The sequence below is a fragment of the Glycocaulis sp. genome (assembly GCF_051859565.1).
GTDB lineage: Bacteria > Pseudomonadota > Alphaproteobacteria > Caulobacterales > Maricaulaceae > Glycocaulis.
In genome coordinates, this window is record NZ_JBHYFK010000002.1 from 86,031 (window position 1) to 100,576 (window position 14,546).

The 14,546-nt window shown below is 64.1% G+C and carries 8 protein-coding genes; 3 read left to right on the forward strand and 5 right to left on the reverse strand.

The window, feature by feature from the left end:
• Window positions 1-36: 36 nt before the first annotated feature.
• Together ACTIGC_RS02980 and ACTIGC_RS02985 are read left to right on the forward strand one after the other, a co-directional pair.
• Window positions 37-2,934: a YadA-like family protein gene (locus tag ACTIGC_RS02980; RefSeq protein ID WP_439633003.1), complete on the forward strand. Its 2,898-nt coding sequence runs from the start codon at window positions 37-39 to the stop codon at window positions 2,932-2,934.
• Window positions 2,935-3,077: 143 nt separating this feature from the next.
• The gene (locus ACTIGC_RS02985) at window positions 3,078-3,233 is read left to right on the forward strand and encodes a hypothetical protein (RefSeq protein ID WP_170175566.1); all 156 of its coding nucleotides are present in this window, start codon (window positions 3,078-3,080) and stop codon (window positions 3,231-3,233) included.
• Window positions 3,234-3,246: 13 nt separating this feature from the next.
• Here ACTIGC_RS02985 and ACTIGC_RS02990 read toward each other — a convergent pair whose 3' ends face one another.
• The 3 genes from ACTIGC_RS02990 to katG form a co-directional block, all read right to left on the reverse strand.
• Window positions 3,247-6,054, reverse strand: a complete 2,808-nt coding sequence (locus tag ACTIGC_RS02990) for a phosphoenolpyruvate carboxylase (RefSeq protein ID WP_439633004.1) — start codon at window positions 6,052-6,054, stop codon at window positions 3,247-3,249.
• Between the two features lie 55 nt (window positions 6,055-6,109).
• Complete coding sequence (locus ACTIGC_RS02995; RefSeq protein WP_439633005.1) at window positions 6,110-7,567, reverse strand: pyridoxal phosphate-dependent decarboxylase family protein; 1,458 nt, start codon at window positions 7,565-7,567, stop codon at window positions 6,110-6,112.
• Window positions 7,568-7,724: 157 nt separating this feature from the next.
• Complete coding sequence (gene katG, locus ACTIGC_RS03000) at window positions 7,725-9,893, reverse strand: catalase/peroxidase HPI (RefSeq protein ID WP_439633006.1); 2,169 nt, start codon at window positions 9,891-9,893, stop codon at window positions 7,725-7,727.
• 275 nt (window positions 9,894-10,168) lie between these two features.
• Between katG and ACTIGC_RS03005 the strand changes: the two genes are divergently transcribed.
• On the forward strand, window positions 10,169-11,050 hold the full coding sequence (locus ACTIGC_RS03005) for a formylglycine-generating enzyme family protein (RefSeq protein ID WP_439633339.1): 882 nt from the start codon (window positions 10,169-10,171) through the stop codon (window positions 11,048-11,050).
• Here the strand turns inward: ACTIGC_RS03005 and ACTIGC_RS03010 are convergent, their stop codons facing one another.
• Together ACTIGC_RS03010 and ACTIGC_RS03015 are read right to left on the reverse strand one after the other, a co-directional pair.
• Entirely contained in the window at window positions 11,051-12,808 is a 1,758-nt protein-coding gene (locus ACTIGC_RS03010; RefSeq protein ID WP_439633007.1) for a sulfatase-like hydrolase/transferase, read from the reverse strand. It abuts the gene before it with no gap.
• Window positions 12,789-14,450 (reverse strand): sulfatase, encoded by a 1,662-nt coding sequence (locus tag ACTIGC_RS03015; protein ID WP_439633008.1) that lies wholly within the window; start codon window positions 14,448-14,450, stop codon window positions 12,789-12,791. The genes ACTIGC_RS03010 and ACTIGC_RS03015 overlap by 20 nt, the downstream gene beginning before the upstream one ends.
• Window positions 14,451-14,546 lie beyond the last annotated feature (96 nt).

Here is a 14,546-nt window from a genome sequence, read left to right on the forward strand (position 1 = left end):
GGTGCGGGCCAACAAGCTCTTGGTGGGGAGATCATCATGACACTTTCAACAAACCCTGTGGTGGGGAACGGCACTGTTCTGCGTGCAAAATCCGCAGCGACCGGGGTATCGGTGCTGGCGTTGATTGCCGCCAGCGCGTCGGCGGTGACGCTGGCGGGTACGTCTGCAGCGTATGCCCAGATGCAGAGCGTGGTGTGTACTGACGCGAACACCGATACCAATGCCGGTGCGAGTGCAACGGGCGATTACGCAACAGCTTGCGGCGCGCTTTCGCGGGCCGAAGACGAAGGCGCGGCGGCCTATGGATATGGCGCGGTAGCCAGTGGCATGCATAGCACGGCCATGGGTATGAACGCGCAGGCGCTTGGGGCCTCTTCTGCCGCCCTTGGCATTAATGCGCGTGCAACGGCGCTTGGCGGGCTGGCTGTCGGTGCGTTTTCCGAATCGCAGAATGAAGGCGCGATTGCGATTGGCACGCTGAGCCTGGCCACGGCGGATTGGGGCGTCGCGCTGGGCTTCGAGGCTGAGGTGAGTGGTGAAGGCGCGGTTTCCGTGGGTGCCCAGGCCAATGCCAGCGCGGACAGCGCTGTTGCCGTAGGCAATACGGCCACGGCGTCTGGCGACAGTTCGACGGCTCTCGGAACGAGGTCGTCTGCGCAAGGCGAAGGCTCTCTGGCTCTGGGCGCGTGGAGCCAGGCCAATGGAGACGCGTCCATTGCGCACGGCCTTGGCGCCGTGGCCGATGGCGAGGCCGCTATTGCTCTGGGGGCTGCCGCCAATGCAACTGGCGGGTCGTCCACCGCTATCGGCACAACCGCCAATGCCAGCGGACTCAACAGCATCGCCATTGGCCATTGGGCTTTTTCGCAGAATGAAGGCGGTACGGTTGTCGGTGCCGAAGCGGAGGCTGTCGGCGAGGGCGCCAGCGCGTTTGGCGCACTGGCGTTTGCCAACGGCTATGGCGCCGCAGCTCTTGGCATGGAGGCGCATGCCATCGGTTTGGGCGCGACGGCGGTAGGTGCTGACAGTGACGCGGAGGCGAATTTTGCCACGGCCGTGGGTTCAGGTGCTGTGGCTGAGGCGGTGGGTGCCACAGCGCTCGGCTCAGGCGCTGATGCGATTAGCGCCCGCGCCATCGCGGTGGGGTATGAAGCCAAAGCCTCAGCCAATGACGCAATCGCGCTGGGTCATGATTCCTCCGCGAGCGGCGAGTCCTCATTTGCTTTGGGCCGCGAAGCGCATGCGGCGGGTTCCGGATCGCTGGCCATGGGCGCTTCGGCTTTCACAGGGAGCGCCAGCTCGGTGGCTATCGGGCAGTCCGCGCGGGCGTTGAACGAATTCGCGTCCGCCTTTGGTGCTGGTTCGATCGCCAACGGCACGGGGTCGGTCGCTATCGGTGCGGGCTCGGTGGCCAACGAAGACTGGACAGTGTCCTTCGGCGATTCCCGCGACCGGCGCCGTCTGGTGAATGTCGCTGATGGTGTCGATGACAGTGACGCGGCCACAATCGGTCAGCTCGGGGTTCTCGGGGACGAGATTGCCAATCTGGCAGCGGCGAACGCGATGCTCGACTATCTCGCCGTGAATGATCCTTTCGCTGAGGGCGCGGCGAGCGCTACAGGTCAGGACGCAATTGCGCTCGGGGGCGCAGCATCGGCCAGTGGTGCGAGCTCGCTGGCGATTGGCCGCAGGGCGGATGCATCAGAAACTGGTGCGATCGCTGTCGGCGATTTTGCCTGGGCCTCGAACGACCTCGCTCTGGCTCTGGGAACGCACTCCGCGGCCGACGGCGTCGGATCGGTGGCTCTGGGTGCAGGCTCTGTCGCTGCTCAGGACTGGACGGTGTCGTTCGGTAATGCCGGCCAGCAGCGCCGTCTGGTGAACGTTGCCGACGGCATTGCTGATACCGACGCCGTGACCGTGGCCCAGCTCAATGCTGCAACTGGTGGAGCGGGCTTTGACATGTCAGTCTTCGGAAGCGATATCGCCAGCTTCTTCGGCGGCGGGGCGGCCTATGCTGCCGGTGCGTTCACTCACCCAACCTATATTATTCAGGGCACGAGTTTTGGTGATGTCGGCAGCGCGTTCGCAGCGCTGGATGGCAAGGTCACGGAGAACGCGACCGAGATACAGGCGATCAAGGATGCCGCACCGCCATCGGGCGACACGTCGGCTCAAGTGGCAGCGCTGCAGGCACAGATCGAGGCCCTTCAGGCCCAGATGCAGGCGCAGATGGAGGCGCTTCAGCAAGCGTCCAGCCAGCTCGCCGATCTGCAAACGGGCGGTGTGCAGGGCGGCCAGACGAGTTCGGGCAATGATATCGCTATTGGTTCGGGCGCGCAGGCTGGCTCCCAGGATGCGGGCGGCGCAGGCTTGGCATCTGCGGGGGATATGAGCCCGGCACAGACCGGATCAGGCTCGATTGCCATCGGCGTCAATGCGCAGGCAACGAATGCGAACGCCATTGCCATCGGATCGGGCGCGGAGACCACGCGCGACAATCAGGTGGTGATCGGGACGGCCAGCAACACCTACACGCTGGCGGGCATCAACTCGGCGGCCAGCCGTGCGGCGCAATCGGGCCAGACCTATATGGTCACCTCGGATGCTGCCGGTAATCTGGCGACGATGGACTTCCAGCCCTGGTTTGACCGGGTAGACGGGCTGGAGACCAGCGTCATGGCACAAAGTGATCAGCTGCGTCAGCACTCCGACGGTATCGCCATGGCGATGGCGCTCAGCGGCGCAACGATCCTGCAGCCGGGCCAGACCTTCGCTTTCTCGGCCAATTACGGTCACTACAGCAGTTCGGGCGCTGTCGGCTTCGGCGCGATCGGCCGCTACCGGGAGAATGTCTTCCTCAATGTCGGTGTCGGGACCGGCTTCCGCACAGGCCAGGTTTCTGGCCGGGCGGGCGTGAGCTGGGGCTGGTAGGGCTTCCGGTCTTGCGTTGAGGAGGGAAGGGCCGGAGCCACCACTCCGGCCCTTCACCTGTCTGCGGCTATGGAACCGGCGGACAGTGCGGACGTTTCTCCTTTCGCGCTCCTGAGTGGCGGGGCGGAAAAGGGAGTTTGATCATGCGTTCCAACCAGAAGCTGGTTTATGCAGGCGTAGCGGTTTTGCTGATTGTCATCGGCGCGGTCGGCTATGCGATGTGGCGCGATAGCCGGACCAACACGATGGAAATCAATATCGGCGACGAGACCCTGCGTATCGAAACCGAGGGGCGGTAGGACTTCCAGCCGCCTACCCGATGGCGCGGTGATAATGGCTGATGGCCACGCTCACTTGCGTCATCAGGGGGTAGAGCTGCTCCAGCGGACGAATGATACGCGCCTGAATCTCGGGATAGCCCCGCAAAGCCGGTGAATCGGTCGTGCTCGGCTCCTCAATGGCGTCAAGCGCGCTGAGTGCCTCGCTGGCTTCGGGGAATATCTCGTCCAGCGCCGCAACGGCTTCGGGAATACGCAAGGCCAGCACCAGATCGATCAGGTCTGCGCGCGTGAGGTCGTGGCGCGGCGAGAAGCCCGGCAGGCGCGATATGATGAGGAAAGCCTGCATGATCAGCGCCTGCCGCACGGCGTGCAGCGCCTCGACCGCATAACGGTCGGGATCCTCGCGCCAGTCATGTCCGGCGATCAGCTGGTCAAACTTCATCAGATCGGCAGAGAGATGATTGGCCAGCCGCACCAAAGCGGTGTGGCGCGACTGATCTGCCAGCCGCCCGGCAAGATCCAGAAACGCACGTTGCATGGCGGGCGAGCGCGCCCAGGCGGCGCGGCCTGTCCATTCGCTGGCATCAAACAGGCGCGCATAGCCGCGCAGCGCGCTGAGGCTGGTCAGGGTACGCGCGCGCATCACCATGGCGATCAGGTTGGCCATGCGCGGTGAGCGCGTGATGAGATCAGCCATGCGTTCGGGTTCGGACTGGGTGGATGCCCCGATCCCGCCAGACACATTCACAGGGATGGCGAGCTGTTGCAGGGCGGCATTGTGGGGAATGGCGCGCAGCATGGAGAGATCGAGCGCCTGTCCCGGCGCGCCGGGCCGCTTGGCTTTGCGCGAGCCGGACTTGACCAGCATGTTCGGGGCGAACGCCGTGATTGCGTTGCGGTAGTCGGTATTGGCGAACAGGTCTTCCTGCCAGCTTTTCAGCGCCCGGTAGATGTCCCATGTGTAGTCGATCTCGGCATAGAACGGGTCGGCCTTGTTGCCGTCTGGAATGTCCAGCGCGTGGAGGGCCGTCTGCAGGACAACGGAGTCTGCCAGTTCCTGCCGGGCGAAATGGAGAAACCCGTCCCCGCCCTGATAGCTGGTCTCATGGACCAGCGGCACGCCTGCGGCTTTGAAGCGTGAGCGCGCCCATGGTGTCAGCAAATGGTCCAGCCGCTGGATCAGGCTACCCGGATGGGCGCCGCGTCCCATGGACTCGCCGTGCGTGTTGAAGACGACGATCTCGATATTCTTCACGCCGTGGCGCGCCAGTGCCCGGGCGACGAGTATGTGCAGGCGTTCAATGGCCAGCTCTGCGCCCGCCTGTCCCATGAACCGGCCTGCATCGGAAAAGCCGAGCTGGATGGATAGTCGCCCGCGCGTCTGAACATAGTCACGATAGGCCGGCTCGCTGATAAGCCGGTCCATCAGGCGTCCGCCCCGCGCCCGCGCGTCGGGTGTCTCGAAGAGGGGTGAGATGTCCACCTTGTCTGCGACGCCGTAGAGCCGCGCCAGATAGACTGCGCCCATGACGGTGGCGGGCGTCTCACATTCGGCCAGCAGGAAGCGGATAGGCGTGTCGGCGTCGATATGCTTGAGGAATTGCGCGCACATCATGAACTGGCGGCGTGCTGTCATCTGCTCCAGGAAGACGGAGGCAAAGCTGACCGCGTGCAGCTCCGCGCTCTGCGCGCGTTCTGCAGCGCGGGCGAGGGCGAGGCGGCCGAAATCCTCCTCATCCTCTTCAAGGCCCAGATCGGCCCGCACCGCGCTTTTCAGCTGGGCTGCATTGATGCGCAGATGGATATGGGCTGCGCCAAGGCCCGCTGATGCCATTTCGGCGCGCAGGGCCGCAAGGGCTGGCTTGTTCTCGTCTGATGCGCCTTCAATGGCCTCGCCAAGCTCTGCAATCAGCGCCGTGAGCGACACCAGCCTGTCGGTATGCGGCGCTGTCAGCGCGTTGGCTGCGTGGACGACTGTGGCGGGATTATCCAGATTGCCCTCGAAAAGCGCCGCATGCTCGCGCGTCAGCGCGCCAGCGCGCTGCAGGCGGGCGGCTACGTCACCCGCACCGGCCTCGGCGGCCAGGGCGGCATAACGCTCCAGCTGGATGGCCTTCTCCTCCAGACGGAAGGCGATCGAGCGGCCCCAGTGAATATCGGTGCGGCCGTCAAGATCATAGCCGACCCAGCTGGCCAGCGAGATGAGGTCGGGCTTGAGCGTATGCCAGCGATCCGGGAAATGGCGGCGGGCGGTGGCCAGGATCAGCGCATCGAGCTGCGCCAGCGCGCCGCGTGCGCGGGAGATTGCCTCTTTCACCTCGCCATGTTCGCTGACAAGCGAGATGTCACTGTCCGGACCGTGCTCCAGCCGCTCGGGATTGACCGGCGCGCCATCAACCGCCGCGTTGGCGAGGGCCAGCCGCATGGCTTTTGACAGCGCAAAGGTCGGGTGGGCGGTAAATACGATACCGGCCTTGCGCCGGGTCACGGCGTCCGCATAGGCATCAAAGCCCTGGGCTGCCAGCGTGTCCAGACGCGCCTTGAGCGCCTCCAGCGCCGCACCTGACAATCCGTGAGCGTGCAGCGCCCGCAAGGCGTCTGCACGGCCCGTCAGGCCCTGGTCTGCCAGTTCGCGCACGAGCGCACCCAGCCCTTCGACCGACACCGCGCCGCGATGCAGGCCAGAGAATATCTCGTTGGCAAGGTCGCCCACCGCGTTCTTCAGAGGTGTATCCCAGTCCTCACCCCAGCCGCCTTTGAGCGCGTCAAGGCAGTAGGCGGCGAGCGCGCCGGGTGTGCCGGGCAAGCGCGTATCAGGGTAGTCCGGGTTGCTGGTCATGGGGGTGTCTTTTGCTGCGATCAGGAAGGCAGGCTAGCGGAGATGCTGCGCTGCGTCATGTATCCGCTGCGGCGCCCGCAGGCTTGGCGTAAAGCCGGTTGATATATTCCTTCAATATCCGGTCGCGGGCCTCAAATGGCATGGCATCCATCAGCGTGTTGATGGGCCGCATCTCGTCCGGCATGCCGCCCGTGCCGCCGGTGAACATGCTCTCCATGGCGTCCAGAAGGTCAGCAGGTTCCATCGCCGTGATGGCGGCGATCTCGTCGGCAGAAGGCGTGGCGACGCGGTATTGCGGGTCGGCACGCAAGCGCGCGGTCTCTGCGCGCAGATCATCCAGCATGGCATCGACATTGGGGGCGTTTGCCGGGCCGATGGAGACGTGCAGATTGGCCGGAGAGGGTCCGTGCCCGAACTGGGCCTGCAGGAACCAGCCCTTGGCCTTCATCGCATCGGCCAGCGCAAATATGTCAAACCCTTCGGCGGCAAAAGCCAGAAGATTGCCGGGCGGATTACCCAGCAGTTTCAGACCCTCGATCTCACGGATAGCCGCGCACATTTTGGCTGAGGCTTCCTGCGTCACCCTGGCAAGGCGCAGATAGCCATCCTCGCCGATGAAGTTGAGCGCGGCCCAAGCACCCGCAATGGGTCCGGCAGAGCGGCCCGACTGGATGGTGGGATTGACGATTGTATAGCCGGTCCAGCCCGACCAGGCGAAAATCTGGTATTTGCGAAGCTCGCCATTTGCATAGAGCACGCTGGATGCGCCCTTGGCGGCATAGCCCCATTTATGGAAGTCCAGCGACATCTGGGTGACCCCGGGCGTGGAGAGATCGAAGGCCTCTACATCCGCGCCCAGCTTGCGGATGAAGGGCAGATACATGCCGCCGACACAGCAATCGGCATGGAAAAGCACGCCGGCTTCCAGCGCCACCTGACCGATGGCGGCAATCGGGTCGATCACGCCATGCGCATAGGAGGGCGCTGACCCCACCAGCATTATCGTCTGGTCTGTGATCGCCTTCTCCATGGCTTCGGGCAGGGCGGTGAAGCTCTCCGGGTCGACCGGGGTGATGACCGGTTTCACGTCGAAATAGGCGCACGCCTTGAAGAAGGCCGGATGCGCGGTTTCGGGCAGGACAAGTTCGGGCGCGGTGATGTGGGGTTTCGTCGCGCGGGCATGGTCTCGCGCGGTTTTCACCGACAGGAGGATGCTTTCGGTACCGCCCGTGGTGAAGCTGCCCTTGGCGCCGGGCGGCGCGTTCTGCAGGTCCAGCGCCATGGCGATGACGTCGCGCTCCAGCTCCAGCGCGGAGGGGAAGGAGGTCGGGTCGATACCGTTCTCGGTCAGGAAGGCCGAATAGGCCTTCTTCACGACATCCATGGCCTCGGCGCCAGCGTCGTAGATATAGGCAAATACGCGCCCCTCCTGCCAGCGCACATCATTGGCCTTGCGCGCTTCGAGTTCAGCCAGAAGCGCGTCGGCCGCGCGGCCCTTTTTCGGAAATGTCATGGATACCGGCTCCCTGATGGATGGGCGCTTTTTTAAACCGCGCCTTTGCCGGTGACGCTATCGGAGCCTTGGCAGGGATCAAGCCTTGGAGCGGGAAAAAGAAACGCCCGGATGCGGGAAGCATCCGGGCGCTGGTGTTCAGTCAGATCTGGCTCTCTTAAGCGGCCAGATCAAACCTGTCGGCGTTCATCACCTTGGTCCAGGCCGCCACGAAGTCTTTGACGAACTTCTCCTTGCTGTCGTCCTGAGCGTAGACTTCCGCATAGGCGCGAAGGATCGAGTTCGAACCGAAGGTCAGGTCGACCTCGGTAGCGGAGAACTTTTCCTTGCCCGTCTTGCGGTCGATCACCGCATAGCTGCCATCCCCCTTCTTCTCCCAGCGGTTCGACATGTCGACCAGATGAGCGAAGAAGTCATTGGTCAGCTGTCCGGGCCGGTCGGTGAATACGCCGTGGCTAGTGCCGCCATGATTGGTGCCGAGCACGCGCATACCGCCCACGAGCACGGTCATTTCAGGGGCAGTCAGGCCCATGAGCTGACTGCGGTCGATCAGCAATTCCATCGGCTTGGTGTCAAACTTGCCCTTCAGCCAGTTGCGGAAGCCGTCATGGATGGGTTCGAGCGGTTCAAAGCTCTTGGCGTCAGTCTGCTCAGCCGAGGCATCGCCGCGGCCCGGTGCGAAGGGCACTTCGATGCTGACGCCTGCCGCCTTGGCCGCCTGCTCGATGCCGACATTGCCGGCCAGCACGATCACGTCTGCAAGGCTGGCACCGGTTTCCTTCGCGATCGGTTCGAGCACCGAGAGAACCTTGGCCAGACGCCCTGGCTCATTGCCTTCCCAGTCTTTCTGGGGGGCAAGGCGGATGCGCGCGCCATTGGCGCCGCCGCGCATGTCAGAGCCGCGATAGGTGCGGGCACTGTCCCAGGCGGTGGAGACCATTTCGGCGATAGAAAGCCCGCTGGCGGCGATCTTCGCCTTCACGGCCTTCACATCATAGCCGGTCGGGCCGGCCGGGATGGGATCCTGCCAGATCAGGTCCTCTTGCGGCACGTCCGGACCGATATAGCGCACTTTCGGGCCCATATCGCGGTGGGTCAGCTTGAACCAGGCGCGGGCGAAGGTGTCGCGGAAGTATTCCGGATCGGCGCGGAACTTCTCGATGATCTTGCGGTAGGTGGGGTCCACCTTCATCGCCATGTCCGCATCGGTCATCATCGGCATGGTGCGGACGGACGGGTCCTCCACATCCACCGGCATGTCCTCTTCTGCGATCTCGACCGGCTTCCACTGCCATGCGCCGGCCGGGCTCTTGGTCAGCTCCCACTCATGGTCGAGCAGCATGTCGAAATAGCCCATGTCGAACTTGGTCGGATGGGTCGTCCAGGCGCCTTCAATGCCGCTGGTGATGGTGTCGCGGCCAAAGCCCGTGCCGCCGGCATTGGCCCAGCCAAAGCCTTGCGCCTCAACGCCGACAGCTTCCGGGTCCGGGCCAATCGTCGATGCGTCACCATTGCCGTGGGCCTTGCCGACGGTGTGGCCACCGGCGGTAAGGGCGGCGGTTTCCTCGTCATCCATCGCCATACGCTCGAAGGTGACGCGGACCGCCTGCGCGGTCTTCATCGGGTCCGGCTTGCCGTTCACCCCTTCCGGATTGACGTAGATGAGGCCCATCTGCACGGCGGCGAGCGTCTTGTGCAGGGAGGTTTCATCGTCGCTTTCATAGCGTTGCTTGGCCAGCCATTCGGTTTCCGAGCCCCAGTTGATGTCATTCTCGGGGTGCCAGATATCCTCGCGGCCGAAAGCGAAGCCGAAGGTTTTCAGCCCCATGGATTCATAGGCGATATTGCCGGCCAGGATCATCAGGTCCGCCCAGCTGATCTTGTTGCCGTACTTCTTCTTGATCGGCCAGAGCAGGCGGCGGGCCTTGTCCAGGCTGACATTATCCGGCCAGGAATTCAGCGGGGCAAAGCGCTGATTGCCGGTACCCCCGCCGCCGCGGCCATCCGACATGCGATAGGAGCCGGCTGCGTGCCAGGCCATGCGCACCATCAGTCCGCCATAATGGCCCCAGTCGGCTGGCCACCAGTCCTGGCTGTCCGTCATGAGGGCATGCAGATCTTTCTTCAGGGCTTCGACGTCGAGCTTTTTGAGTTCCTCGCGATAGTTGAAGCCTTTCCCAAGCGGATTGGTTTTGGTGTCGTGCTGATGCAGGATGTCGAAATTGAGTGCTTCCGGCCACCACGAGGTAACCGAGCTGCTCCTGGCGGTAATGCTGCCGTGCATGACGGGGCATTTGCCCGCCATCTTCGCTTCGTTTCCGTCCATGTGAAAATCTCCCATCGTGGTGGCGTGTCTTGAGGGGCAGACGCGCAACGTGCATGAGGGCGTGCCCAGCGCCCGGTAGGCTATCTCTATCAAGCGGGGCGTGCGAAATTAAATCGATTATCCTGATTGGCGGTATAGTCCGGGTTTATGCTGCACGCGCGAAGTAGAGAATTTCTTTATGGATTGCGATTGGCTCGCAAGTCGGGTTGGCGGGTGTTGGGGGAATTTTCCGGATGAAGAACAAGGGGCTGGGTCTGGCGGTGGTGCTGTCCGGGATGGCGAGCCTTGCCGCTTGCAGCGATGAACCGGCTATCGAGGCCTGCCTGCCTGTGACGCTTCCGGACCCCGCCGCGCTGGCATCGGGCATGGTCTGGGTGCCGGCCGGCACAGTCCAGCTGGGATCGGAGGACTTCTTCCCTGAAGAGCGCCCGGTGCGCACCGCGGACGTGGACGGCTTCTGGATCGGCATTCACGAGGTCACCAATGGCGAGTTCGCCGCCTTCGTGGAGGCGACGGGCTATGTGACGCTGGCTGAGCGCGAAGGCCCGGATGCGGGCGGGGGCGGCGTGTTTGGCCCCGGCGTGCAGGTGCGCGACTGGTCGGATATCCGCACCTGGTGGCGGTTTGATCCGCGCGCGAGCTGGCGGCAGCCACAGGGGCGCTCCAGCACGATTGAGGGCCGCGATAGCTGGCCCGTGGTCCAGATCGCCTACGAGGATGCGCTGGCCTATGCGCGCTGGCGCGGCCATGATCTGCCCGGCGAAGCCGAATGGGAGCATGCCGCGCGCGGCGGCATTGATGGTGCGCCTTATGTCTGGGGCGACGAGATGCGCCCGGACGGGGCCTATATGGCCAATCACTGGCAGGGCGCGTTTCCGGTGCAGGACAGCGGCGCGGACGGTCACGCCGGTCTTGCCCCCGTGGGCTGCTATGCGCCCAACGGGTACGGGCTCTACGACATGGCGGGCAATGTCTGGGAATGGACGCAGGACGAATGGGAGCAGCCGGGCTTCCGCGTCATCAAGGGCGGGTCATTCCTGTGCTCGGACAGCTATTGCCATCGCTACCGTCCGGCGGCGCGCCAGCCGGGCGATGAGCGCTTTTCCACCGAGCATCTGGGCTTCCGCACGATCTGGCGTGGACCAGCGCCGGACTGATCAGCGCTGGCGGCGTACTACGAGGATTACCCCGCCCCCCAATAGCATCACGAAAAGAAGGCCGATACCGGCGAGCATCAGCCCGTGCTGGTCGAGGAAGGCTTTCCAGCCCAGCGCCGCGATGCGTTCGGCGGCATTGAAGCCCTCTGGCACCGGGATTACGCCCACACGTGCCTCATAGGCGGCATAGGCCTCCATCATGGATGCCAGAATTTCCGGCTCTGAGGCCGCAAGATCGTGGGCTTCGCCCGGATCAGTGGCCAGGTTGAACAGCCGCCACTGCTCGTCGCCGAAAGGCGGCATGCTGCGTGCCAGCTTCCAGTCGCCGCGCCAGAGGGCCGACATGCCCGACATTTCAAGGCCCACGGCATCGTCCGGCCCGTAGACCGTGTCCGACTGCCCGGTCAGCACTGGCATGAGCGAGCGTCCGGTTATCGGTTCGCGTCCGACAAGCGGACGGGCGCCTGCCATGTCCAGCAGGGTCGGGGCGATGTCGGTGACAAAGCTGAAGCCGGAGACAAGGCCAAGGGTCTCAACCCCCGGCCCTGCGACGATGAGGGGCACGCGTACGCCGCCTTCGCCTGCGTGAAACTTGAACAAGGAGAGCGGTGAGGCAGAGGCGGTCGCCCATTCCGGGCCGATAAAGGCGTAGGTGCCCTGTTCGCCGAGATTTCCCGGGTTGCGTGAATAGCCCTGCACGGCCAGCCACATGGCAAAGGCGCGGTTATCGGTGGGGTGATTATATTCCGGGCCATTGTCAGACAGCACGATGACCAGCGTGTTCTCCAGCTGGCCTTGCGCCTCCAGCCAGTACAGAAGCCGTCCGACATGATGGTCTGCCGCTTCCAGCATGCCGGCGGCTACTTCGCGGCTGGCAATGGCAAACTCGCGCTCGCGCCGGGAGAGGCTGCCCCAATCGCGCAAGGCCGGCGGTTGCTCCGCCAGCTGCGTACTTTCAGGGACCAGCCCCAACGCGATGGCGGCGCGGCGGCGTTCCTCGCGCAGCACGTCCCAGCCCGCATCATAGCGGCCCGCATAGCGCTCGGTGAATTCGCGCGGCGCCTGCAGGGGTATGTGGTTGGCCTGCAGGGATAGCACGGCCAGGAAAGGCCGGTCCGGGTCGCCTTCGCCGATATAGTCAATCAGCCGGTTGGTGAGAAACTCCGACGAATAGTGCTCGTGGGTAAATTCAAGCACGGGCTCGAAATCCTCCCACCATTCGGCGCGGGTATAGTGGGGCAGATAGGTGCGGTGCTCCCAGTTATCGGCGCCGGAGGAGTCCAGGATGAAGCTGCGGTCAAAGCCGCGTGCGGCGGGCAGGGCGGTGGGGGAACGTCCCAGATGCCATTTGCCGGTGATGAAGGCCTGATAGCCTGACGCCTGCAAATGCTCGGCGATGGTGGCAACAGCGGTATTGAGCTCGCCCTCATGGCCGAACTGGCCCTGATACTCGGGGATGACCATGTGTTCGAGGGTGGGGATGCCGGTACGGTGACTGTCTGCGCCGGTCAACAGCATGGCACGCGTCGGCGCACAGGTGGGCGCAACGTGAAAATTGGTGAACTGCGCGCCACGCGCCGCCAGCGCGTCCATATTGGGTGTTGCTATCTCGCTGCCATAGGCGCCCAGATCGGTAAATCCTATATCGTCGAGAATAACGAGCAATATGTTGGGCCGCTCATCGCCGGATGCTGGTGTGCTGAGCGCACCCGCAAGGCACAGTGCGGCAAGGACGCGTTTAATTGGGCCAGTAGACATACTCGTCATCCTCGCTCTCGGCCCGGCCGAGTGGCTGGTCGATACTGACAGGCATTTCTGCAATCGAAGGCCATAACGGCTCGGCGAGGCCTTGTGCGTGCTCATCCAGAAGAGCGGCCAGCGCGGCCACGCGCTGCGGCTCGGCGGCGGAGAGGTCGTTGCGCTCTTCGGGGTCATTGGAAAGGTCGAACAGCCAGACGCGTTCAGGGCGCTGTGTGCGTTGCAGCTTCCAGCCCCGGTGGATCACCGCTTCATAATGGCCGCTGCGCCAGAACAGCGTCTCGCGCGGCTCGCCTTCTGCCTCGCCGGTCAGGAAGGGGGTCAGGTCCACCCCGTCGATTATCCGGTCTGAAGGGATGGCAGCGCCGCCAAAGCTGGCCAGCGTCGGCGCGAAGTCGATATGCTGGGCAAGGCCCGACATTTCGGTGCCGGGTTCGATAACGCCCGGCCAGCTGACGAAGGTGGGCACGCGGATGCCGCCGCCAAAGAAGGTCGCCTTCCAGCCCCGATAGGGCGCGTTGATGTCCGGCAGGCCGATATAGTGCGCGCCGCCATTATCGGAGGTGAAGGCGATGATGGTGTTATCGGCGATACCATTGGCTTCCAGCGCGTCCAGCACCTCGCCAATGCCCCGGTCCAGCGCGCGGATCATGGCGGCATAGACCCGCAAGGGGTGATCCTCGATATGGGCGAGGGCGTCATAATCCTCACGCGTGGCCTGCAGGGGCGAGTGGGGCGCCCAGTGCGCCAGATAGAGGAAGAAGGGCCGGTTGCGGTTGGCCTCGATGGCCTCCACCGCCTCGCGGGTGAAATAGTCGGTCAGATAGCCGTCCGGCGCGAAGCGCGCCGAGTTGTTGTGCGTCACGGCGGCCCGGCCAATGGCCCAGTAAACCTGATCTATGGGATCGAAATCCTGCCGGGCCTCGACAACGTCCGGCGAACCGGCTGGCGCGTAGAGGAGGCCGGCCAGCTCCAGGCTTTCATCAAAGCCCTGCCCCAGCGGGTCGGACCCGTTCGTATTGCCCAGATGCCATTTGCCGATATGCATTGTGTGATAGCCCGCGCCGGACAGCATTTCGGCTATGGTCACCTCCCCGGCCGGCAGACCCATATCGGCAAATTCCGGCATTTCCCGGCCCGCCTCGCGCACCAGGAAGGGGCGGCGCTCTGTCTGGCCGCGCTCAACATGGCGGATCACTTGCGTCATGCCGGGCGGGGTGGGGGTAAACTCAAAGCCGGTGCGGGCGGGATAGCGTCCGGTCATCAGCGCTGCGCGTGACGGTGCGCATGTGCCGCTGGCGGCATAGGCATTGGTCAGCTGCACGCCCGCCCGCGCGATGCGGTCGATATTGGGTGTCGGCACCGTCCCGCCCGCCACCCCGCCATGCAGGGTGATGTCATTCCAGCCCAGATCATCGGCAACGATGAGAATGATATTGGGCGCGCGCTCACCCTCAGGAGCCGTATCTGGTCCGCGCTGCCAGTCCACTGCCCGATTGGGGCCTATCGGGTTGCGGATGTCCTGCACCAGACCTGGCAGATAGATGAAATAGCGGTCGAACGCCCAGAAGCCTGCCGCAGCCAGCACGGCAAGCGCCGCGCCTGCGGCCAGTATGACCCGGCCAGGAGTGCTGTTGGGCATGGATACCGCCTCCCCGTTTTACAGGCTTGCCTCGTCGTGCAAGCTCATTAATATACAGTTGTAAAAATATTAGCGGCTCCTGTCCAACGGAATCTG